At 40.5% G+C, this 20,859-nt stretch carries 20 protein-coding genes and 2 pseudogenes; 17 read left to right on the top strand and 5 right to left on the bottom strand.

What is annotated here, in order from left to right; all coding sequences use genetic code 11:
- The 3 genes and pseudogenes from AC4CUZ_RS09590 to AC4CUZ_RS09600 form a co-directional block, all read left to right on the top strand.
- Positions 1-267, top strand: coding sequence for a YeaC family protein (locus AC4CUZ_RS09590; protein WP_058869973.1), 267 nt, complete (start codon positions 1-3; stop codon positions 265-267).
- Positions 268-700: 433 nt separating this feature from the next.
- Positions 701-1,048 carry an IS630 transposase-related protein gene (locus AC4CUZ_RS09595; protein WP_039890557.1) on the top strand — a complete coding sequence of 116 codons (348 nt, stop codon included), beginning with the start codon at positions 701-703 and terminating at the stop codon, positions 1,046-1,048.
- A gap of 17 nt (positions 1,049-1,065) precedes the next feature.
- Positions 1,066-1,539, top strand: a pseudogene (locus AC4CUZ_RS09600) (IS630 family transposase); the annotation flags it as partial.
- Between the two features lie 178 nt (positions 1,540-1,717).
- On the opposite strand, the gene AC4CUZ_RS09605 reads toward AC4CUZ_RS09600, so the two are convergent.
- Positions 1,718-2,713: a glycosyl transferase family protein gene (locus AC4CUZ_RS09605; RefSeq protein WP_490747533.1), complete on the bottom strand. Its 996-nt coding sequence runs from the start codon at positions 2,711-2,713 to the stop codon at positions 1,718-1,720.
- A 410-nt stretch (positions 2,714-3,123) separates the two neighbouring features.
- Here AC4CUZ_RS09605 and AC4CUZ_RS09610 point away from each other — a divergent pair, with 410 nt between their 5' ends.
- Positions 3,124-4,467 carry a dicarboxylate/amino acid:cation symporter gene (locus tag AC4CUZ_RS09610; RefSeq protein ID WP_004696118.1) on the top strand — a complete coding sequence of 448 codons (1,344 nt, stop codon included), beginning with the start codon at positions 3,124-3,126 and terminating at the stop codon, positions 4,465-4,467.
- A gap of 142 nt (positions 4,468-4,609) precedes the next feature.
- On the top strand, positions 4,610-5,752 hold the full coding sequence (locus AC4CUZ_RS09615) for an acyl-CoA dehydrogenase family protein (protein WP_490747534.1): 1,143 nt from the start codon (positions 4,610-4,612) through the stop codon (positions 5,750-5,752).
- Positions 5,753-5,803: 51 nt separating this feature from the next.
- Here the strand turns inward: AC4CUZ_RS09615 and AC4CUZ_RS09620 are convergent, their stop codons facing one another.
- The gene (locus AC4CUZ_RS09620; protein WP_114837591.1) at positions 5,804-6,322 is read right to left on the bottom strand and encodes a DJ-1/PfpI family protein; all 519 of its coding nucleotides are present in this window, start codon (positions 6,320-6,322) and stop codon (positions 5,804-5,806) included.
- A gap of 456 nt (positions 6,323-6,778) precedes the next feature.
- On the opposite strand from AC4CUZ_RS09620, the gene pheA reads away from it, so the two are divergent.
- From pheA to AC4CUZ_RS09640, 4 genes are all read left to right on the top strand, one after another.
- On the top strand, positions 6,779-7,888 hold the full coding sequence (gene pheA, locus AC4CUZ_RS09625; RefSeq protein ID WP_004696123.1) for a prephenate dehydratase: 1,110 nt from the start codon (positions 6,779-6,781) through the stop codon (positions 7,886-7,888).
- Positions 7,889-7,955: 67 nt separating this feature from the next.
- The gene (hisC, locus tag AC4CUZ_RS09630; RefSeq protein ID WP_114837590.1) at positions 7,956-9,047 is read left to right on the top strand and encodes a histidinol-phosphate transaminase; all 1,092 of its coding nucleotides are present in this window, start codon (positions 7,956-7,958) and stop codon (positions 9,045-9,047) included.
- Between the two features lie 3 nt (positions 9,048-9,050).
- Complete coding sequence (locus AC4CUZ_RS09635) at positions 9,051-11,300, top strand: bifunctional prephenate dehydrogenase/3-phosphoshikimate 1-carboxyvinyltransferase (RefSeq protein ID WP_114837589.1); 2,250 nt, start codon at positions 9,051-9,053, stop codon at positions 11,298-11,300.
- Positions 11,301-11,408: 108 nt separating this feature from the next.
- Entirely contained in the window at positions 11,409-11,774 is a 366-nt protein-coding gene (locus AC4CUZ_RS09640; protein ID WP_005400562.1) for a hypothetical protein, read from the top strand.
- A 113-nt stretch (positions 11,775-11,887) separates the two neighbouring features.
- Here AC4CUZ_RS09640 and AC4CUZ_RS09645 read toward each other — a convergent pair.
- A pseudogene (locus AC4CUZ_RS09645) lies at positions 11,888-12,241 on the bottom strand (DUF2147 domain-containing protein); the annotation flags it as partial.
- A 30-nt stretch (positions 12,242-12,271) separates the two neighbouring features.
- On the opposite strand from AC4CUZ_RS09645, the gene AC4CUZ_RS09650 reads away from it, so the two are divergent.
- A complete protein-coding gene (locus tag AC4CUZ_RS09650) occupies positions 12,272-12,577 on the top strand; it encodes an IS630 transposase-related protein (protein ID WP_000122230.1) in 306 nt (101 codons plus the stop codon).
- Between the two features lie 47 nt (positions 12,578-12,624).
- Complete coding sequence (locus AC4CUZ_RS09655) at positions 12,625-13,119, top strand: IS630 family transposase (protein WP_490747535.1); 495 nt, start codon at positions 12,625-12,627, stop codon at positions 13,117-13,119.
- 468 nt (positions 13,120-13,587) lie between these two features.
- Here AC4CUZ_RS09655 and AC4CUZ_RS09660 read toward each other — a convergent pair whose 3' ends face one another.
- Positions 13,588-14,217 (bottom strand): alpha/beta hydrolase, encoded by a 630-nt coding sequence (locus AC4CUZ_RS09660; protein ID WP_010327145.1) that lies wholly within the window; start codon positions 14,215-14,217, stop codon positions 13,588-13,590.
- A 126-nt stretch (positions 14,218-14,343) separates the two neighbouring features.
- On the opposite strand from AC4CUZ_RS09660, the gene yaaA reads away from it, so the two are divergent.
- Both yaaA and AC4CUZ_RS09670 read left to right on the top strand, forming a co-directional pair.
- Complete coding sequence (gene yaaA, locus AC4CUZ_RS09665) at positions 14,344-15,123, top strand: peroxide stress protein YaaA (RefSeq protein ID WP_004696136.1); 780 nt, start codon at positions 14,344-14,346, stop codon at positions 15,121-15,123.
- A gap of 15 nt (positions 15,124-15,138) precedes the next feature.
- Positions 15,139-15,765 (top strand): HD domain-containing protein, encoded by a 627-nt coding sequence (locus tag AC4CUZ_RS09670; protein WP_004696137.1) that lies wholly within the window; start codon positions 15,139-15,141, stop codon positions 15,763-15,765.
- On the opposite strand, the gene AC4CUZ_RS09675 is transcribed toward AC4CUZ_RS09670, so the two are convergent.
- Complete coding sequence (locus tag AC4CUZ_RS09675) at positions 15,762-17,189, bottom strand: cryptochrome/photolyase family protein (RefSeq protein WP_114837586.1); 1,428 nt, start codon at positions 17,187-17,189, stop codon at positions 15,762-15,764. The two genes, AC4CUZ_RS09670 and AC4CUZ_RS09675, sit on opposite strands and share 4 nt — an antisense overlap.
- A 228-nt stretch (positions 17,190-17,417) precedes the next feature.
- Here AC4CUZ_RS09675 and AC4CUZ_RS09680 point away from each other — a divergent pair, with 228 nt between their 5' ends.
- From AC4CUZ_RS09680 to AC4CUZ_RS09695, 4 genes are all read left to right on the top strand, one after another.
- Entirely contained in the window at positions 17,418-17,615 is a 198-nt protein-coding gene (locus AC4CUZ_RS09680) for a hypothetical protein (protein ID WP_227557032.1), read from the top strand.
- Between the two features lie 412 nt (positions 17,616-18,027).
- Positions 18,028-19,350, top strand: coding sequence for an NCS2 family permease (locus AC4CUZ_RS09685; protein WP_490747536.1), 1,323 nt, complete (start codon positions 18,028-18,030; stop codon positions 19,348-19,350).
- A 67-nt stretch (positions 19,351-19,417) separates the two neighbouring features.
- Entirely contained in the window at positions 19,418-20,419 is a 1,002-nt protein-coding gene (locus tag AC4CUZ_RS09690) for an adenosine deaminase (protein ID WP_114837584.1), read from the top strand.
- A 54-nt stretch (positions 20,420-20,473) separates the two neighbouring features.
- Complete coding sequence (locus AC4CUZ_RS09695) at positions 20,474-20,836, top strand: hypothetical protein (RefSeq protein ID WP_114837583.1); 363 nt, start codon at positions 20,474-20,476, stop codon at positions 20,834-20,836.
- The last annotated feature ends 23 nt before the right edge of the window (positions 20,837-20,859 follow it).

The following is a 20,859-nucleotide window of genomic DNA, read 5'->3' on the forward strand; positions in this document are numbered from 1 at the left end:
ATGAATATTGAACAGATGCTTTCTATTTTAGATGCCGATATTGTTGAGCGTTTAAAAACAGCTGTAGAAATTGGTAAATGGCCGAATGGCGTTGCGTTGACTGCTGAACAACGTCAAACTTGTATGCAAGCCGTTATTGCTTGGGAGCATCAGAATACTCCTGAAAAAGAACGTACGGGTTATATTGATAAAGGGCATAAAGAAGAAGGTGAGGAGTGTGATTCTCATGTGCCTGAACCAGAATTTAAACCTATTCGCTTTATTTAATTGATTAAAAATACGTTGAATCGCTCAGCAACAGATGCTTGGTGATTCAACAACTCAATCTAACAAGAATACCTTCAAACTGTTTCAATCATTATGCTTATAAAAATAATAAAGCTCACTCGACTCAGTTTATTCTTCATTACTGTAATTTCGACCAATGTATTTGCTGAGCGAACAAGTGATGCAAGAAAAATTGAATGTTTATTAGATGTTTCTGTGTTACCGAGTCAAAATTTTCAAAATCCCGTCACACAATACACATCAATGAAAAATGATGGTTATCCGATGTTATTGATTGGAATAAAGATCCATAACGCCCATGCAGGTGAAGCATCGAAAAAGATAAAAAGCCATCAGCTCTATTGTTCAAACCTCATTGGACAACAAAAAGATGTTTATAGTCAACACGTCAAAAAACCAATACAATACTGATATGAGTTATCCAATACATTTTAGAAAAAAAATATTAGCCAAGCTTGAAGAAGGTCAATCTATCCGAGCGGTTGCTCAGCACTTCGAAATTAATAAAAATACAATTGTCGAATGGAAAAAGCGAATCGAAATAAAAAGAACTCGACCAAGAAAACCATCTAAAGTTGATGATGATGCCTTACGTGCAGATGTTGAGCAATATCCCGATGATTATCAATATGAACGCGCTGCTCGTTTTGGTTGTGCTACTTCTACAATTGGAGATGCGCTCAAGCGTCTAAATATTACAGTTAAAAAAAGACCTTACGGCACCCGAAAGCAAAAACAGAACTCAGAGAGCAGTATTTAAAAGATTTAAACCGATTAAGGTATCAACACCCGATCATCTATCTTGATGAAAGTGGATTTAAATCTCATGAACATAGACCTCATGGTTATTCAAAACAGGGAACTCCTTGTTATGGAACATATAATTGGCAATTAAAAAATCAAACCAATGCAATAGGAGCAATCCATGAGGGTAAGTTATTTGCAGTGGGTTTATTTGATAGCAAAGTAAATTCGGATGTATTTTATTTTTGGGTAGATCAGTTTTTATTACCAGAACTACCCTCGAATAGTGTAATTGTCATGGACAATGCAGCCTTCCATAAACGACCAGATATACAAGATCTATTAAGCCAACATGGGCATCAAATACTTTGGTTACCACCTTATAGTCCTGACCTTAATCCTATTGAAAAAATGTGGGCATGGGTGAAAGCAAAAAGGAAAAAATGGTTGGTTAACTCAATAGATAAGCTTTTTAGTCGTTTCTTTAACGAGTGTATGGGTAATTAAGCGGTTTGACTATATTTATCTGGCCCTTATGAATCTCAAAAAATTGAGATCCATATTGGTGATCAGTTGATACTCAGAAATATTCATTCTTCAGGAAAGCATTATCCTTACTGGGCCGACTTTTACTGGGTCGAAAAGCGTAACGAATAACGTTCACGCTTTTGCTTGTCCCTTATGCTTAGAAACGAGTGTGCCAAAGCTGGTTGGCCTGTTGCATGGTATCGCTATATGTATCGCACACTCCCATGGTATAGAGCGCAATGCCAATGGTTTCAGTCACTGCCATTTCACCATATTCATGCTGTTTTTCACCCAGCCAAACTGCTTTAAACTCAGCCAAATCTAACTCTTCTTCAATTGGGCTTCGGTTGTCGGTGAGTTTAGGTAGCTCATGTTCGTAGAGTTCACCATTTTTGATGCCGCAGATCAGTGTTTTGGCATCTGGGTTACGTTCAAATTCGCCGCCTTCACCTTTAATGACCGCGCTATTTTTATAGCCCAGTTTAAATGCTGCTTGCTGATGCGAACCACGATAGGCAGGGTGGAAAATAGCTTGCAAGGTTGCTTTGGCATTAAATGGATTGATCAAGCGTGCAAGAGTATGAATGGGTGAACGAAGACCCATAACATTTCGTAGGGAAATTAAGTCACTTAAAATCGGGGAGATGGCGTGCAGCGGTAAATATGCAAAATTACGCGTCGCTAATTCCTGTTCCACATCTGCTTGAGTTTGGCAAATATTAAAATCGAGATACTCTAATACCTGCTCAGTATAAATACGGTTAATGGTATGACCTGATGCTCCGTGCATCACGACCTTATAACCTGCTTTAGCTAAAGTCAGTGCCGCTAAGAGAAACCATGGATAGTGTTTACGCTTGCCTGCATAAGAAGACCAGTCTAAATCGACCTCTAAAGCCGTGAACGGCAGTTGATCTCGTGTGGCTTGAACAAAGCCTACCAGTTCATCTACAGACTCTTCCTTAACTCGTAGTAGCATCAGAAATGCACCGAGCTGTACATCTAACACTTGATTTTTCAAGATCATATCAAAGGCTTGGTAAGCTTCTTCATAACTGAGTGAGCGCGCACCATTTTTCCCTTTGCCAATAATGCGAACAAACTGGGCAAAAGGGTGCTCAGCATCTTTATAAATATTTCTTTTGTTGTTCATGGACAAACCAAAGTAAGTGAAGGCTGTGTTGTGCTATTTTAGTGGAACAATCAAAAAAAACAGCACTTTTAATTTTAAATAGCTTTTCCACCATTAGACTAAAGTATGAGTAATATTGTTTAGATTTTATACATTATGATTAAAATCAGTTTACTTTGATTAAAGAATGTTAGGTAAAATTTACCCAATAATTGTGACTCGCTAGTTTTTAGTCTCTCCCATTGCAGTAAATGTGAATGAACTGTGATTTTTGTCACAGTGCTGTTGTTTGTACACCATGATTTTTTTACCCGGTGTTTGGATGCGGTCCAAACTGTGGGCTTTTTTGTGTTTATCAGAAAGCCAACTACCTATGAGGAAGTATAGGTATACCGATTTTTTCAGTCTTTTGATTTACAGAAGTATTCGTTATGACTAAGAAACCAATCTATAAGTCACTATATTTTCAAGTTATTGTCGCGATTATTGCGGGTATCTTAGTAGGACATTTTTTCCCTAGTGGTACGCAAGTTATCAATGGCGTTGAAAAATATGTACCCGGCTGGGGCGAGCTTTTTTATCCTCTAGGTCAAGGCTTTATTAAGCTGATCAAGATGATTATTGCGCCAGTAATTTTCTGTACTGTCGTGAGTGGTATCGCGGGTATGGAAAGTATGAAGTCTGTGGGTAAAACAGGCGGTGTTGCGCTACTTTACTTTGAAATTGTATCGACTATTGCACTATTGATCGGTTTACTGGTCATTAACATCTGGAAGCCAGGTGTGGGCATGAACGTTGACCCTTCAACATTAGATACTTCTGGTATCTCAAAGTTTGTTGAATCTGGTCAGCAGCAATCGACTGTCGACTTCTTTATGCATATTATTCCAAACACTGTGGTTGGTGCATTTGCTGAAGGTGAAATCCTGCAAGTGCTGCTCTTTGCCTTGATGTTTGGTTTTGCATTACACAAGTTGGGTGATGCAGGTAAACCTGTACTGAAGTTCATCGATCAAATTTCGCATGTGTTCTTTAACATTGTAAACATGATCATGAAACTTGCTCCAATTGGTGCTTTTGGTGCAATGGCATATACCATCGGTAAATATGGTATCGGTAGCTTGGCGCAACTTGCTCAGTTGATCATCTGCTTCTACATTACCTGTCTGCTTTTCATTTTCTTGGTTCTCGGCACAATTTCACGTCTTTGTGGCTTCAGCATTTTGAAAATGATTCGTATGATTCGCGAAGAGCTGTTGATCGTACTGGGTACGTCATCTTCAGAATCGGTTTTACCGCGTATGCTGAAAAAGCTTGAAATTGCGGGATGTGAAAAGTCAGTGGTTGGTTTGGTTATTCCAACAGGTTATTCATTTAACTTAGATGGTACCTCAATCTACTTAACGATGGCTGCGATCTTCATTGCACAAGCGACCAATACTCAGCTTGATCTTATGCACCAAGTGACTTTATTGGGTGTGTTATTGATTTCATCGAAAGGTGCTGCGGGTGTAACAGGCTCGGGCTTTATTGTGATGGCAGCGACTTTGTCAGCCGTTGGTCATATTCCAGTGGCGGGTCTTGCGCTTATCTTAGGTATTGACCGTTTTATGTCTGAAGCACGTGCCTTAACCAACTTGGTGGGTAACTCATTGGCAACGATTGTTGTTGCGAAATGGGTGGGTCAGTTAGACCAAGAAAAATTAAACTTCGCACTTGCAAATCCAGAAGAAGTAGATCGCTTGATGGCTGTTGAAGAAAATGCTCACGCATAATTTCAGTTCATCTTAAAAAGGAAGCCCAAAGGCTTCCTTTTTTATTGGAATATAAAATGGCCTGATGCGTTCATGACAGTTGCCTTAAAAATGGCTAGCATGTGAGCTGAATAATAAAACAACGTCACTACAAGGAAGAAGCATGTTGAATTACGATGCAGACTTAGAACTATTTCGCGATAACTTTCGCCGTTTTATGAATGAACACATTGCACCACACTATGAACAGTGGGAACGAGAAGGCTTAATGCCGCGCTCAGTCTGGAATGCCTTGGGTGAAAATGGTTTCTTATGTGTCGATGTACCTGAGGAATATGGCGGTTATGGTGTTCCAACGCATTATTCACTCATGTTGGTGGAAGAGTCAGCACGTGCAGGTTTTAGTGCTTTATCGACAGGTATTTCTTGTCACTCTGAAATTGCTGCGCCTTATATTTTGCATATCGGAACTGAAGCACAGAAGCAGTACTGGTTACCGAAAATGGTGTCAGGTGAAGTGGTCGGTGCGATTGGGATGACTGAATCGGGTGCGGGTTCAGACTTACAAGCCATGCGAAGTAATGCCATTTTGCAAGGTGAGCATTATATTTTAAATGGCTCTAAAACCTTTATTTCCAATGGGCAGCATGCCGACCTTGTGGTATTAGCGGTGAAAACTGATCCGCAAGCCCGAGCAAAGGGTGTTTCACTGATGTTAGTCGATACCCATTTGGATGGGTTTAAAAAAGGCACCAACCTCGACAAAATTGGGCTGCATTCACAAGACACTTCTGAGTTGTTTTATGACAATGTCAAAGTCCCGAAAGATCAATTGTTGGGACAAGCAGGCCAAGGTTTTGCTTATTTGATGCAAGAGCTACCACGAGAGCGTACAGCAATTGCAGCAACAGCTATAGGTGCAATTCGCGGTTCGATTGATGTCACCATCCAATACGTCAAAGAGCGCCAAGCTTTTGGTCAACATATTTCGCAGTTCCAAAATACACGTTTTGTTTTGGCTCAAGCCAAGATTGATGAACAAGCCACAGCAGCTTTTTACAATCAAAACGTTGAGCTTTATATGCAAGGCAAGCTGGATGTCGAAACCGCAGCAGCATTAAAAAGTTTTTCAACAGACATGCAAATGAAGGTGGCAGATAATTTATTGCAGCTCTTTGGTGGCTATGGCTATATGAGTGAATATCCAATTTCACGTTTCTTTGTCGATGCGCGTATTCAACGCATTTACGGCGGGACTAATGAAATTATGAAAGAAATTGTCGCGCGTAGTCTACTTGGGCGTTAAGCCTAGGTGCTGATATAAACATGCGTAAAAGAGCCTCAAGTAGGCTCTTTTTTATCGGTTCAGTACCAATAAACTTTCTTGAATAAAGGCGGGGAGGTCATATTGGGTTTGTGATGAAATGTATAAGTTATTGTCATTCACAACACCTGTGTCATACAGCACGGCACCTGCATCTTTTAAGTCTTGATGAAGGTGATGGATACACGTCATGCGCCTACCTTTCACAACTCCAGCATGCATTAAAATTTGCGGAACGTCTGCACTGCATAAAATAGGTTTTTGCATGTTTGCAAAGTGCCTGACAAATAAGACATAGCGTTCATCTTGGCACAGGTTGTCTGGCGAAAAACCGCCAGGAATGAGTAAGGCATCGAAGTCATGCACAGAGGCATCATCGATACTTTGGTCAATGGTGACAAAAGCTTTACGCTTTTTGCCATAAATGATTTTTCCAGCCTGACTTTCAAGGTTAATAATACTATGCCGAGCTGCTCGAAATGCTTCTACGGGTTCAGCATATTCGGCATCCTCAAAGTCATAGGTGACCAAGACTGCAATTTTTTTGTGCATGACAGTACCTACAGTTCATTATTGTTTTGTTTTATTGAGACTATAGAGCAATCGCTACTGCTGCATACTCTCTTTGTTATGAATACGTCAACTTAAGTAAAGCATATTTTAAAAGATATTCTAACGCACTGAAATACGGATGAATGGTGATTTTTGTGAAGGTGTAGCAAAATTTTTCAAAACCTAGATACAGTTTTAAAAGCGATAAGCTAAGACCTAAACACCATCGTCTTAGTGTTTTGTTTGAGTGTTGTTCTATGCATAACCACACGAGAAAAATAGGCAGGGCTCAGTGGTTTTATTGATGTCTATTATTGGGGCAGTTTATTGATAAACTTGATGATTAAATCAACTGTCTGTTTTTAGCACTGAAACATGCAAAGTCTTATTGCGCAAGATTTCAAAGCTAACTATTGTTATACTGTTTGCACAATGTATATGAAGGGCGACATAACAATGATCCAAGACGATCAAAACACAACGACTTCTCTTGACCTCAATCAAATCCGTCAGGATATCGACTCTGTTGATCAACAGATTCAACAACTTATTAACCGTCGAGCGAAACTGGCGGAAGCTGTTGCAAAAGCAAAATTTGCTTCTGAAGAGAATCCAATGTTTTACCGTCCAGAACGTGAAGCGCAAGTTTTACGGAATGTTATGGAGCGTAATGAAGGCCCTTTGTCTGATGTGACCATGGCACGTTTGTTCCGTGAAATCATGTCTGCATGTTTGGCGCTTGAAGCACCGCAAAGTATTGCATTTTTAGGCCCTGTTGGAACTTATACACACTCTGCGGTGTTGAAGCATTTTGGACATGATGCTGTGGTTCGTCCTTTACCGACCATTGATGAAGTGTTCCGTGAAGTGGAAGCAGGCAGTGCACACTATGGTTTGGTGCCTGTAGAAAACTCATCAGAAGGTGTGGTCAATCATACTTTGGATTGTTTTAAAGCCTCACACTTAAATGTGATTGGTGAAGTTGAATTGCGTATTCATCACCAGTTTCTTGTATCTGAAAACACGCGTAAAGACAGTATTAAACAAATTTATGCGCATCAGCAAACTTTGGCACAGTGTCGTGCATGGTTAGACGCACACTATCCAGGTGTGGAACGTGTAGCTTTAAGTTCGAATGCTGAGGCGGCACGTCGTATTCGTACTGAATGGCATTCGGCTGCTATTGCATCTGATGTTGCAGCAAGTATTTATGATTTAGAAATTTTACACAGCAATATTGAAGATAATCCTGAGAACACCACACGTTTCTTGGTGATTGGTCGTGAAAGAATCCCGCAAAGCGGTAATGATAAAACGTCATTGCTGATTTCTGCACATGATCGTGCAGGTGCATTATTGGAAATCCTTGCACCATTTGCAAAGCACAACATTAGTTTGACCAGTATCGAAACGCGTCCAGCACTGCCTGAAAAATGGGCTTATGTTTTCTTCATCGACTTAGAAGGTCATGTGGAACAAGACAATGTTAAAGCGGCGATTGAAGAGATTCGTCCACTTGTGAAAGAAGTTCGAGTATTGGGTTCATACCCGATTGCAGTACTGTAATCTCTAAGGTGGTTGGGTTTGTTCCAAACTCAACCATGTACACCACTTGTAAGAATGGAAAGGTCACATGTCGTTTGCTCCAGCCAATGAAGGTATTGCGAAGTTAAAACCATATCAACCAGGTAAGCCAATCAGCGAATTAGAGCGTGAATTGGGAATGACCGATATTGTTAAGCTTGCTTCAAATGAAAACCCTTTGGGTTGTTCGGACAAAGTAAAAGAAGCAGTTGCTGCTGAATTGGCGGAAATTGGACGATATCCAGACGGTGGTGGTTTTATCTTGAAGGATCAAGTTCATACGCAGTTTGGTGTAGCACATGATTGTATTACTTTAGGCAATGGCTCAAACGATCTACTTGAAATTTTTGCCCGTGCATTTGTTTCAGATAAAGACTCGGTAGTGTATAGCCAACACGCATTTGCAGTTTATGCTTTGGTCACGCAAGCCATCAATGCTGAAGCGATTGAGGTACCTGCTCAAGGTTTTTCGCATGACCTTGACGCGATGGCGGTGGCAATTAAAGACAATACCAAATTGGTGTTTATTGCAAATCCCAATAATCCGACAGGAACTTGGTTTGAAGAGGCCGAATTTGAGCGCTTCATGCAAAAAGTACCGAGTCATGTGATCGTGGTTTTAGATGAAGCTTATGTGGAATATTTTCCAGAAAACTTTAATAGCTTGAAGTTTTTAGCACAGTATCCAAACCTGATTGTTAGCCGCACCATGTCGAAGTGCTTTGGTTTAGCGGCATTACGTGTTGGTTTTGCTTTAGCATCGGCAGAAGTGACAGATTTCTTAAATCGCATTCGTCAGCCGTTTAACGTCAACCATTTAGCCATGGTGGCAGCAGTTGCTGCACTGAAAGATGAAGATTTCATTGAGAAATCACGTGTGGTCAATAAAGTGGGCATGGTGCAACTTGAAACAGGGTTTAAAGCGTTAGGTCTAAACTATGAGCCTTCTCGTGCTAACTTCATTTTGGTCGATATACAAGCCGATCCTGCACAAACTTTTAATGCTTTATTAAAAGAAGGGGTGATTGTTCGTCCTGTGGGCATCGCCAATCATTTACGAGTATCGATTGGAACTGAAGCTGAAAATACGAAATTTCTAACGGCTTTGGCCAACGTACTAGGTTTAGAGGCGAACGCTTAAATTATGTCTGTGCCACTATTTGAAAAAGTTGCATTTATTGGTCTTGGACTGATTGGTTCAAGTCTTGCACGGGTGATGATTGCTGAAGGTTTAACCCAAAATATTGTAGCCTCTACACGTTCGGAAAAAACCTTACAGGATGCCAAAGCTTTGGGCTTAATCCAACAGGGGTATAGTGATCCTGTGCAGGCGGTTCAAGGTGCGGACTTGGTGGTTTTAGCCTTACCTGTTCGTGCAACGCAAAAAGTATTGGAAACCATCAAACCATATTTGCAAGAACATACGATTATTACCGATGTAGGCAGTACCAAAGGCAATGTGGTCGACGCGGCCAAAGCCGTGTATGGCGAAGCATTACCTGCCGGGTTTGTACCGGGGCATCCAATTGCTGGGGCAGAACACACGGGTGTACATGCGGGTAAGGTCGATTTATTTGCAAATCATAAAGTGATTCTGACACCGTTACCGACCAGTGCTGATTGGGCTGTAGAGAAACTGATTCAACTATGGCAAGCTGCGAAAGCAGAAGTGATTTGTATGGATGTGGCCAAGCATGATGAAGTCTTGGCTCATACCAGTCATCTTCCGCATTTGATGGCTTTTAACTTAGTTGAACAACTGGCAAACCGTGAAGATAATTTAGATATTTTTCGCTATGCTGCGGGGGGCTTCCGCGATTTTTCTCGAATTGCCGCAAGTGACCCACAAATGTGGCATGACATCTTTTTTGCCAATAAAAAAGCCATTTTAAATGCCGTAGATGGTTTTGAAAACCAACTGGCTACGATTCGTAAACTCATTGAAGATGAAGATTCACATGCTTTAATGGGCTTGCTTGGACATGCGCAAGCAGCACGCCAGCATTTTAACCATATGCTGGCTCAAAAACCTTTCATGGAGAACAATAAAGTGACGACACAGCAATTCACCATATTACCGGGTAAAAAGAGTTTCCAAGGTAAGTTTAGCGTGCCAGGTGATAAATCTGTGTCACACCGTTCAATCATGTTTGGTGCAATTGCAGAAGGAACGACGCATGTGACAGGTTTCTTGGAAGGAGAAGATGCGCTAGCAACCTTACAAGCCTTCCGTGATATGGGCGTGAGCATTGAAGGTCCTAAAAATGGTGAAGTGACGATTCATGGTGTCGGCGTAAATGGCCTAAAAGCGCCAGCAAGTGCGCTTTACATGGGTAACTCAGGGACTTCGATGCGTTTGCTTTCAGGCATGCTCTCTGCACAAAAATTTGACTCTGTAATGACGGGTGATGCATCACTGTCGAAGCGTCCAATGGAACGTATTGCTAAACCGTTACGTGAAATGGGTGCACAGATTCAAACTACAGGTGAGCGTGGTACACCTCCTGTTTCGATCACGGGAAACCAAGCTTTACAAGGCATTCACTATGATTTGCCAATGGCATCTGCGCAGGTGAAATCTGGGATTTTATTGGCAGGATTGTGGGCAGCAGGTGAAACATCGGTCACAGAACCAGAACCTACACGTGACCATACTGAACGTATGCTACGTGCATTTGGTTATGATGTGAAAACAGAGGGTAATCGAATCTCACTGCAAGGTGGCGGTAAGCTAGTCGGTACAGAGATTCAGGTGCCATCAGATATTTCGTCGGCTGCTTTCTTTATGGTGGGTGCTGCGATTACTGAAGGTTCAGACGTTACTTTAGAAGCCGTGGGCATTAACCCAACGCGTACAGGTGTGATCGAGATTTTGAAGCAAATGGGTGCGGACATTACGGTTGAAAATGAACGTATTGCAGGCGGTGAGCCGATTGCAGATATTCGTATTCAAGGCACACGTACACTCAAAGGTATTCATATGCCTGAAGATCAAGTGCCATTGGCGATTGATGAATTCCCTGCATTGTTCATTGCAGCGGCATGTGCTGAAGGGCAAACCGTATTAACGGGTGCTGCTGAGCTGCGTGTGAAAGAATCAGATCGTATTCAAGTGATGGCGGATGGTTTAAAAACCATGGGTATCGATTGTACGCCGACTGACGATGGCATCATCATTGAAGGTAAAGGTCATTCAGGTGAGTGGGGCGCGATTTTCACTGGTGGCGAAATTGAATCACATCACGATCACCGTATTGCGATGAGTTTCTCAATGGCTGGCTTACGCACCTCTGGTGAAATTAAAATTATTGGCACTGAAACGGTTGCTACGAGTTTCCCGACCTTTACGCAATTAAGCAATCAAGCCGGTTTAGCGATCCAAGTCACGGAATAAGACTAAAGCTTATATATTTTGTGTGAGAACAGCCAAGCTTTTGCTTGGCTGTTTTGTATTAAGCCATTATGCTAAACCCATATAACAAAAAAGCCTTTGGGATGATCAATGAGAAAATTACAATTTACGGCGCAGCATGGACAGCAGCAGGAAGTAAGTGAGAGTAGTGTAGTACAGAAGCAGGTACAAGACCTACTGGTTGAAAAGTTAGGTCAATTGGGTTTTGAAACTTTGCCACAAAGTGGTGATCAAGTGGCTGTGAGTGTCGATAATCATACTTTGCCACTGTCTATTACGTGCCAAGGTCATGACGGCGAAGGAAATCTGGTGTGCGAAATTGCCTCTTATCCAGATGAAGAGCAAGACTGGTTAGACCGAATTGCTGAACGAAGCTTATTAAATCAATTGGCACAAGCGGTTGAAACCACACTAAAAACAGATAAAAGTTTTACTGAGTTTGAGTGGAAAGGCTAATTGAATAGATAAAAAATGCTGAATTGGTTTTTCCTAATTCAGCATTTTTTAGAACAGAACACGTTTAATATTTTGATGGGTCAACGCGCTTATAACTGGATGTGCTATAAGACTTATTCCACACGTAACCACGTCTGACTACGTCCCACAGCCGAGACGCCTAAATAGCCTCTTAAGAATAGTTTTTTCCCATTTGGGCTAATTTTACCTTTTAGGCTATACAGCTTGCCTGAAACGGGGTCAATGATTTTGCCATGGGTATAATTAATATTATTTTCAGTTTTTAAACCTGTAATCACTTGCATACCAATAATAGGCTTATCGGTGTAGGGTGCAGGGCAGTTGGTGCAGAACTCTTTTGCTGTATAACCTGGGCGAGGAGTTGCTTTCAGTGCAGTTCCTGCATAAGTTCCATTGGCTTGCTTTTCAATTTTCACCAGACCTTTGGGTTCTCCAGTTTTATAGTCAAATCATTATAAAACCAATACAATGGTGCAATGAGTTATTCAGAACATTTTAGACGTAAAATTTTAGCTAAGCTTGAGGAAGGTTATTCTATTCGAGCGGTAGCTGCACAATTTGAAATTAATAAAAATACCATTGTTGAATGGAAGAAACGTATAGAGATTAAAAAAACTCGTGTACGTAAACCTTCTAAAATTAACGATGATGCTTTACGTGAAGATGTTGAAAAGTATCCTGATGCTTATCAATATGAACGTGCTGCACGTTTTAATTGTGGTGTTTCATCTATTGGTGCTGCATTAAAGCGCTTAAATATTACAGTTAAAAAAAGACGTTAAGCCATCCTAAAGCAGATACAAAGCTTAGGGATAAATTTATTCTGCAAGTGAATGAATTAGAAAAAAACCATCCGATTATTTATCTGGATGAAAGTGGTTTTAAGTCACATGATTATAGACCTCATGGCTACTCACGAAAAGGAGTACCCTGTTTAGGGCAATATAATTGGCAATTAAAGAATCAGACCAATGCCATTGGAGCAATCCATGAGGGTAAGTTATTTTCAGTCGGTTTATTTGACTGCAAAATCAATTCAGATGTTTTTCATTTTTGGATTGAGCAATTCCTCATACCAGCATTACCAGAAAATAGTGTAGTGGTTATGGATAATGCAGCATTTCATAAAAGAGCAGATATTCAGGAGTTATTGGAACAACAAGGGCATAAAATTCTTTGGCTTCCTGCATACAGCCCTGATTTAAATCCTATAGAACAGATGTGGGCATGGGTTAAACGTAAGCGTAAAGAATGGTTGATCGACTCAGTCGATGAGTTATTTCGAGTTTTTTTCGAATCTTGTATGAATAATAAAGTATTTTGACTATATCATCGATATAACGCCAAGTTCCTATAATGTCCTGAGCACAGGCTGATGTGGTGGCTATAGTGACTAAAACTGCCCCGAGAATTGTTTTCATAAAATCCCTGAATATTTTAAAAATTATTTAAATGAATAGCTCTCTCGAGCTAAGATGTTGATTGTATAACTTATTATTTGAATAATGATGTGCAGAATATATCAAGTTCAAGCGTAGATTGTTGCATAAAGTACCATTAGCAGGGTTCAAGCCTCACTGATTTTTAAAACAGGTATTTGATGGAGGTAGTGCTGATTGAGTTTAGCGCTCAAAAGGGAGCTTAAAATTATTTTGGGAACAGAATAGATATAACGGACGGCTAATGAAGCGTTGGAATAGAAAAAGAGATACGTCTAGATTAAAAATAAAAAGTTCAAGAAAGAAAGGGGCTAATGTTAGACAGTCATTTCTTTCCTGAACTGAGTGATGCGTTAAATCCACAGGAAACGTGTAATCGCAATACGTAACTGTTTTAAGTAACCGGTAAAGAAATGGTTTGCACCAGGTAATACAGTCACTAAATGGCGCTGCGGTTTAGCCCATGTAATCATGTCAGACAGTAAGGTCACTTCATCGGCTTCGCCATGGATAAATAAGATGTCACCTTTAAGTTGAGGTGTTACATAGTGGCGCACACCTGCGACCGTTGCCGTTGGTAGACCACATAAAATGGTTTGTTTTGGTCGAATTTCTTCTTGTAAAGCATCATAGCATTTTGCCATGACATGCGCACCGAAACTAAAACCACCTGCATAGAAGGGTAAAGTTGTATGTGCTGCACGAGCATGCTTAATCACTTCAAGAACATCATCAGTTTCGCCATGACCTTCGTCGTGTAGACCAACACTTTGACCTGAGCCACGGAAACTTGGACGGTACACAATACAACCGCGTTCTAAGAACATTTGCGCAAGCAATGCTGGAACCTTGTGTTGAGGCGTACCACCTTGGAGTGGATGGGGGTGAGTAACTACCGCGAATCCTTTCACTTCACCCTGTGGATAATCTACAAAAACTTCAATTTGCCCAACTGGACCTTGAATGAACATCTGCTCAGACATAGAGAATCGATACATATAACAGGAGAATGGGCTAGTTTAACCGTTTATGCTTATTAAAAACACAGATTGGCAATAAAATAAGTCTACTGATATAGTCTGTTTAATTGTTTTTTAATCAGGTTATCTATGCTTGCCCTTGTTTCTCCTGCCAAAACTTTAGATTACCAAACTGCTTTACCAACCGATGCGTATACACAACCCAGATTGCTACAACATTCCCAAGAATTGATCGAAGTTAGTCGCAAACTGTCAGCAAGTGAAATTGCAAGCTTAATGAGTGTCAGTGAAAAAATTGCCACCTTAAATGTCGATCGTTTTCGCGATTGGCAGCCAGAATTCAACTTTGCAAATGCCCGACAAGCTATGTTTGCTTTTAAGGGCGATGTCTATACTGGTTTAGATGCTTATCATTTGTCAGAGTCGAGCATTGAATACGCACAGCAACATTTAAGAATGCTCTCTGGGTTATATGGTTTGCTACGTCCATTGGACTTGATGATGCCGTATCGTTTAGAGATGGGAACTAAGCTAGCTAACCCACGCGGACATAATCTGTATGAGTTTTGGGGCAATCACATTACCGATTTAATTAACCAAGATTTAGAACAGGCAGGTTCGAAAATTTTGCTGAATATTGCTTCGGATGAATACTATAAATCTGTGAAAGAAAGCAAAATTCAAGCAGAAATTATTAAACCTGTGTTTTTAGATCAGAAAAATGGCAAATATAAAGTCATTAGTTTCTATGCCAAAAAAGCGCGTGGTTTGATGGCGCGTTATATGATTGAAAACCAAATTGATCAAATTGAGGGGTTAAAATCATTCCAAACAGATGGTTATTATTTTGATGCAGATAGCTCATTAAAAAGTGAGTTGGTCTTTAAACGAGATGAACAGGCAGCATAACGAAAGGGCATTCCAATGGTGCAGTATACAAAACAGTTTCAGGACTATTGGGCGCTCACCGCAAAGCAATTGAGTTTGGATGACGATACCACTCAAAAGTTCCATGCCTCGCTGTATAACGCCTATAGTGAAGTACAGCGGCATTATCATAGCATTCAACATATTGTTGAATGTTTTGAGCATTTTCATCAGATCAAAACCTACCTAGACGATCCTTTGTCTGTTGAGTTGGCCATTTGGTTTCATGATGTCATTTACAACCCGCAAGCACATGATAATGAGCAGCAAAGCGCCGACTATATGCAACGGATGCTTAAAAATGTGCTTGGAGCTGAGCAAATTGCAAAGCTCTACGCATGGATTTTGGCAACAAAAGCACATGCACCGACAGTTGACACTGATTTGGCTTATTTATTGGATATTGATCTGGCTATTTTAGCCAGTGATCCTATGCGTTTTGCTGAATATGAACGCCAAATTCAGCAAGAATATGCTTGGGTTGAGCCCGCACTTTATGTGCAGAAGCGCCAGCAAGTGTTAAGGCACTTTTTAGAAACGCAACCACTGTACCAGACGCCATTTTTCCAAAAGTGCTATGAGCGTCTTGCTAAGCAGAACTTAGCCCAAACTTTAGGTGTTTAAAGCCCTTTAAATGCTTCGATGGCACGAACACGACTGGATTTTAAATCGACGATTGGTTTGGGGTAGTCCAAATCCATATTCTGCTGCTTCGCATAAGGCTCATGAATGTTTTTGGCATCTAAATGTGCAAGCTCTGGCAGCCACTGTCGAATATAATCACCATTGCTATCAAATTTCTGAGATTGGCTCACAGGGTTAAAGACTCGGAAATAAGGCACAGCATCGGTGCCCGTGGAGGCACACCACTGCCATCCGCCATTATTGGCAGCTAAGTCACCATCAGCCAAATGTTGCATAAACCATTGCTCGCCCAGACGCCAATCAATCAACAAGTTTTTAGTTAAGAACATTGCGACAATCATACGAACACGATTGTGCATCCAGCCTGTCGCAAGTAGTTGTCGCATACCTGCATCCACAATTGGAATACCAGTACGACCTTGTTGCCACGCGTTTAAATCTTCAGGCGAATCTCGCCATACAATACGCTGTGTATTGGCTTTAAATGGCCGATGTTTAGAGACATGTGGAAAATCAAATAAAATATGCTGATAAAACTCTCGCCAAAGTAATTCATCTAACCAAGTCTGCTGACCTGTGTTATCAATCATAAATTGGCCGTGTTGAGCACGAAACAGGGCATTGAGACACTGTCGAATCGACACGATCCCGAGATTTAAATAAGTTGAAAGTTGACTGGTGCTATTTAAAAATGGAAAGTCTCTCTCTTTTTGATAGTCACTAACTTTGTGATCAATAAAATCATCGAGCATTGAAAGCGCATATATTTCCGTTTCAGGCCAATAGGCTTTAATTTGATTTAACTCATTCGTATTCACATCAATCAGTGATTCAATGTGTGGAATGGCTGTATTTAAATCGGCAGGAAGGTGTATAGGTTGCTGTGCAGAAGGGAGAGGGTAGCACTGCGGTAAGCCAATATTTAAGCGCTCATAACAGGTTTTTTTAAAAGCGCCAAAGACTTGATAGGGCTTACCAGATTGGTTACGAATACTGTTTAAGGGAAAGAGGATTCGATCTTGGAAGAGCGTAAATTCAATGTGTTGCTGATTTAAGCATTGTTGAACTTCGGCATCGCGCTTAAGCTCATTCACGCCCATTTCGATATTTGCAAAGATTTGTTGTACTTGCAGTGTATGACATAAAGATGAAAGCTGACGTGGAATATCTTGCCACAGCGGAATATTTAGAATGAGCAAAGGAATATTCAGCTGAGCAAGGCTCTGTTTTAAATCGTGCAATTGTCTGACATATAAATCAATTTTTACAGCTGCATCATGATGTAATAGCCACTGTTGTGGGGATAGGATCACTAAAGCCAGCATAGGTCCATGTTGGCTTGCATGCCAAAGTGCGGCATGGTCGTGTATGCGAAGATCTTGTCTAAACCAAATTATGTTCATAAAAGGTTAATCAACTGTAATTTTTTGAAATATAAAATATTACAAAATTGAGCACTTTGATCATATTTTTTTCTCACTCATTTAATTTAATCTTATGTTATTGAAATAATTAAATCAGAAAAAACTATAAAGTGTGAAGATACTTTTTATCTGATAAATGTGTGGCCCTTTGTATTATTTGTTATGATTTGTAATCATGCTAAAGCAGTTGTGGATATTGTGAATGTCATGAAAAAAATTCTAATCCCTATTTTTGTGGCTGCTGTTTGTTTGCTTGGGTTTGTTGTTTTTCAGGATACAGAAACGAAAAAACAGCAACAGTTGAATCAACTCATGAACAGTACTGAGCCTAAAGTGCAAAAGTTGAGTCCTCTCTCAAAGGCAAAGGTCGTGCCTGAAAAAGTCAATAGCTCGTTTTCAAAGTGATGCTGAAGCAATAATCGATCAGGTCTCCATTAAAGTACTTTGACGCTTAAGATAGAATAAAATCATGTGTAAATGACTTATCATGTTGAATTTTAATTAAAAATAAATTTAAAACAATTAAAAATCAGTGTGTTATAATTCGCGCCAAGATATATTGAATTTTAGATTTTGAGTCTAAAATGACGTTTTTGTTGAAAGCTGCATACAGTTTATGCGGCTTTTTTGTTTAGGTATATATGGTTCGACCCTGCGTTTGAACCATTCATGGCTAAATAAACTTTTCCTGAATTGAGGAAATTTGGCATATTCATTGCTTTAACTTCCAGAAATTTAATCAGATTTTCATCATACTGAGTGTCGAAATTTTTTGGCAGTTATACAGTTTTAAAAGTTTATTTACAGGGGCTAGGTCATGACGACTCCTAATCCATCTTCAGAAAATATGCTCGAGCGTATGTTCAAACTGAGTGAAAATAAAACCAGTTTTCGTACAGAGCTTCTTGCAGGTGTAACCACATTCTTAACTATGTGTTACATCATTATTGTGAATCCAATGATTTTATCCGAAACGGGGATGGATCATGGTGCTGTCTTTGTAGCGACTTGTCTTGCAGCCGCAATTGGCTGTTTGGTTATGGGTATTGTTGCAAATTATCCAATTGCATTGGCACCGGGTATGGGCTTAAACGCTTACTTTACCTATTCGGTGTGTATGGGTATGGGTGTGCCTTGGCAGACTGCTTTAGCTGCAGTGTTTGTATCAGGTTTGGTGTTCATTGCGATCAGTATGTTTAAGATCCGTGAAGCCATTGTGAATGCAATCCCAATGTCGCTTAAGCTTGCGATTGGCGGCGGAATTGGTTTATTCCTTGCGTTGATTGCTTTAAAAAATGCAGGCGTTATTGTGGACAATCCAGCGACTTTGGTTGGATTGGGCGACTTAAAGCAACCGACGGTTCTTTTGGCTTTATTTGGCTTCTTGATGGTGGTTGTACTGCATCACTTTAAAGTGCGTGGTGCCATTATTATCAGTATCTTGGCTTTAACTGCAATTTCAACAGCCATGGGCTTAAGCGAGTTCAAAGGTGTTGTTGGTGAGATTCCATCAATTGCTCCAACATTCATGCAAATGGACTTTGAAGGCCTATTTACAGCAAGCTTAGTGGGTGTCATTTTTGTATTCTTCTTGGTCGATTTATTTGACTCAACAGGTACATTGGTGGGTGTGTCACACCGTGCAGGCTTACTGAAAGATGGCAAGCTTCCACGTTTGAAAAAAGCATTATTTGCAGACTCAACCGCAATTGTTGCAGGTGCAGCATTAGGTACATCTTCGACAACACCATATATTGAGTCGTCTGCGGGCGTTGCTGCTGGTGGCCGTACAGGTTTAACCGCAGTTGTGGTCGGTGTGTTATTTATCTTATGTTTGTTTTTAGCACCCTTAGCTCAATCTGTACCCGGTTTTGCAACAGCTCCAGCATTGTTATTTGTTGGCGTGTTAATGATTCAGGGGGTTACCCATATTGATTGGGATGATATTACTGAAGCCGTTCCTGCGTTCTTAACCATTGTATTTATGCCATTTACCTACTCAATTGCAGATGGTATTGCGATGGGCTTTATTAGCTATGCATTGGTTAAATTGTTCACCGGTAAAGCGGCGACTGTACCGTACATGGTGTGGATTGTAGCTGTGCTTTGGGCATTAAAATTCGCGTTATTTGGTGGCTAATTCATCAAATAGTGATAAGGGTGTAAACTCAGTTTACGCCCTTTTTTATTTTTAAAGAGGAAAAGTTATGAGTCAATTGGAGCTCATTCGTGCTTTACCAAAAGCTGAATTGCATGTGCATATTGAAGGGACATTTGAGCCAGAACTCATGTTTGCAATCGCACAGCGTAATCAAATAGACATTCCTTATAAGTCGGTTGAAGAAGTGAAACAGGCTTATAATTTTCACAATCTACAATCATTTTTAGACATCTATTATGCAGGCGCAAATGTACTGATTCATGAGCAAGACTTTTATGACTTGGCTTGGGCGTATTTTGAAAAATGTGCAGAAGATCGTGTAGTACATACCGAAATGTTCTTTGACCCACAAACGCATACAGACCGTGATATTGCTTTTGAAACAGTGATTAATGGTCTGCAACGCGCATGTGATGATGCCAAGGCAAAATTTGGCATTAGTTCGCATTTGATTATGTGTTTCTTGCGTCATTTAAGTGAAGAAGCAGCCCTTGAAACTTTAGCGCAAGCATTGCCTTATAAAGATCAAATCATTGCTGTGGGCTTGGACTCAAGTGAAGTTGGGCATCCTCCTTCAAAGTTTGAACGTGTCTTTGCTAAAGCACGTGAAGCAGGCTTTTTAGTGGTGGCACATGCGGGTGAAGAAGGTCCAGCAGAATATGTGTGGGAAGCTTTAGATTTGCTTAAAGTGAATCGTATTGACCACGGTGTGCGTTCTGAAGAAGATCCTGTATTAATGCAGCGTTTGATCGCAGAGAAAATGCCACTGACAGTTTGTCCACTCAGTAACTTAAAGTTATGTGTCGTTGACGATATGGCACAGCACAATATCCGCCGTTTGTTGCAACAAGGTGTGCAAGTAACAGTAAATTCAGACGATCCATCGTACTTTGGTGGTTATATGAATGATAACTTTATTGCCATTACAGATGCGTTAGACTTAACAGCAGCTGAGCTAAAACAATTGGCGTTGAACTCTTTTGAAGCGTCGTTTATTTCGGCAGAAGAGAAGCAAAAATGGGCGGCTGAAATTGTAGCCATTGCTTAATCTAATGTCCTTTTAAAGACAGAGTTCGCTCTGTCTTTTTTATGTGAGGTCGATATGAAAAAAATCATTGCATTGCTTGTGGTTATTTTTGTGCTCTTTGCAGTTTATTTGCTCAAAACGGATATTGGGTTAACGCAAAAACTACTAAAGCCTGTGGTGGTGTATCAGTGCGGTGTAGAGCTTGAAGCGACAAGGTTGTGGAAAGTCAGTACAGCATTGCTTGGTGAAGAGAAAAAGAATCAGCTCCAAACGCAAATCTGTGGTTGCGTGGGTGAAAATGCGTTAAACGATATTCCAGCAACAACTTTGTTGCGCGCAGTGGTTGATGAACAAGTCAAAAAACAGGTGGTACAACAGGGTGTGTTGAATACGCTGAAAGGATGTGTGGTGGATGAAGTCCTAAAAGCAACAGATTGATGCTTTTAGGCTAATTCAACTTG

It is taken from the genome of Acinetobacter sp. 789_lipA (assembly GCF_058242845.1).

Coding starts and splice junctions, on each gene's coding strand:
- AC4CUZ_RS09650 (WP_000122230.1), top strand. CDS start 12,272: ATGAGTTATTCAGAACATTTTAGACGTAAAATTTTAGCTAAGCTTGAG.
- AC4CUZ_RS09690 (WP_114837584.1), top strand. CDS start 19,418: ATGAGTCAATTGGAGCTCATTCGTGCTTTACCAAAAGCTGAATTGCAT.
- AC4CUZ_RS09670 (WP_004696137.1), top strand. CDS start 15,139: ATGGTGCAGTATACAAAACAGTTTCAGGACTATTGGGCGCTCACCGCA.
- hisC (WP_114837590.1), top strand. CDS start 7,956: ATGTCGTTTGCTCCAGCCAATGAAGGTATTGCGAAGTTAAAACCATAT.
- AC4CUZ_RS09595 (WP_039890557.1), top strand. CDS start 701: ATGAGTTATCCAATACATTTTAGAAAAAAAATATTAGCCAAGCTTGAA.
- AC4CUZ_RS09635 (WP_114837589.1), top strand. CDS start 9,051: ATGTCTGTGCCACTATTTGAAAAAGTTGCATTTATTGGTCTTGGACTG.
- AC4CUZ_RS09695 (WP_114837583.1), top strand. CDS start 20,474: ATGAAAAAAATCATTGCATTGCTTGTGGTTATTTTTGTGCTCTTTGCA.
- AC4CUZ_RS09605 (WP_490747533.1), bottom strand. CDS start 2,713: ATGAACAACAAAAGAAATATTTATAAAGATGCTGAGCACCCTTTTGCC.
- AC4CUZ_RS09610 (WP_004696118.1), top strand. CDS start 3,124: ATGACTAAGAAACCAATCTATAAGTCACTATATTTTCAAGTTATTGTC.
- AC4CUZ_RS09590 (WP_058869973.1), top strand. CDS start 1: ATGAATATTGAACAGATGCTTTCTATTTTAGATGCCGATATTGTTGAG.
- pheA (WP_004696123.1), top strand. CDS start 6,779: ATGATCCAAGACGATCAAAACACAACGACTTCTCTTGACCTCAATCAA.
- AC4CUZ_RS09615 (WP_490747534.1), top strand. CDS start 4,610: ATGTTGAATTACGATGCAGACTTAGAACTATTTCGCGATAACTTTCGC.
- AC4CUZ_RS09660 (WP_010327145.1), bottom strand. CDS start 14,217: ATGTCTGAGCAGATGTTCATTCAAGGTCCAGTTGGGCAAATTGAAGTT.
- AC4CUZ_RS09620 (WP_114837591.1), bottom strand. CDS start 6,322: ATGCACAAAAAAATTGCAGTCTTGGTCACCTATGACTTTGAGGATGCC.
- AC4CUZ_RS09680 (WP_227557032.1), top strand. CDS start 17,418: ATGAAAAAAATTCTAATCCCTATTTTTGTGGCTGCTGTTTGTTTGCTT.
- AC4CUZ_RS09675 (WP_114837586.1), bottom strand. CDS start 17,189: ATGAACATAATTTGGTTTAGACAAGATCTTCGCATACACGACCATGCC.
- AC4CUZ_RS09640 (WP_005400562.1), top strand. CDS start 11,409: ATGAGAAAATTACAATTTACGGCGCAGCATGGACAGCAGCAGGAAGTA.
- yaaA (WP_004696136.1), top strand. CDS start 14,344: ATGCTTGCCCTTGTTTCTCCTGCCAAAACTTTAGATTACCAAACTGCT.
- AC4CUZ_RS09685 (WP_490747536.1), top strand. CDS start 18,028: ATGACGACTCCTAATCCATCTTCAGAAAATATGCTCGAGCGTATGTTC.